Here is a 917-nt window from a genome sequence, read left to right as displayed (position 1 = left end):
TGGAACTGTTAAGGTGGGTAAAACCATGATAATTGATGGTGTGCTTGTTGATGAGAATGGTAATCCTGTAGCTAATGCTTTGATTAATGTTACTGTTGATGGTAAGGTTTATTCTTTGACTACTGATTCTAATGGTCGATGGAGTCTTACTTATAAAACAACTCATACAGGAAGTGTTAATACTGTGGTATACTATGCAGGAAACGATAAATACTTTAGTTGTACCAATACTACAACTTTTAATGTTGTAAAAGGTAAAGTCATTGTTGATATGGATGTAGTTAAAAATCCTGATGGATCTGTTGATGTGATTGTCACAGTGTCTGATGAAGACGGCAATCCAATACCTGACTATAAAGTTAATGTTGATTTGGATGGTAAACACATCGGAAATATCATCACCAGTATTCTTGGTGTTGGAAGAATCCATATACCAAGCAATCAACTCAATGACGGCCACCATGTGATCACAATCACATCTGATGATGAAAACTACAACAATAATCCAACTTCAATTAAATTTGAAACCAAAAACAATGATAATAACAACAATGATAAAGACAATGCTAATAAAAGAAGTAACAATCCAGTAGCTAATGCTACTATGAAAAATACAGGAATACCAATAATAGCTATCACATTAGTATTGATAAATATATTTGGAATCATTTTAAGAAGAAAAACACGATAATAACAACAATGATAAAGATAATACTAATAAAAGAAGTAACAATCCAGTAGCTAATGCTACTATGAAAAAATACAGAAATACCAATAATAGCTATCATATTAATGTTATTAACTATAAAGTTGGACTATATGTTATGAGAGAAACATATAGACAACAATGATAAAGATAATACTAATAAAAGAAGTAATAATCCAGTAGCTTTATTAGCTACTATGAAAAAATACAG

The 917-nt window shown here is 30.3% G+C and carries 1 protein-coding gene; it reads left to right on the top strand.

All coding sequences use genetic code 11. The annotated features are described in order from the left end of the window. The coding region (locus tag MBCUT_RS01140) for a carboxypeptidase-like regulatory domain-containing protein (protein WP_211263748.1) at positions 1–691 on the top strand (691 nt) is incomplete at its 5' end. Positions 692–917 lie beyond the last annotated feature (226 nt).

Source organism: Methanobrevibacter cuticularis (genome assembly GCF_001639285.1).
GTDB classification, from domain to species: Archaea; Methanobacteriota; Methanobacteria; order Methanobacteriales; family Methanobacteriaceae; genus Methanobaculum; species Methanobaculum cuticulare.
The sequence above is the reverse complement of the archived record's forward strand: the minus strand, read 5'-3'. Positions and strand labels throughout refer to the sequence as shown.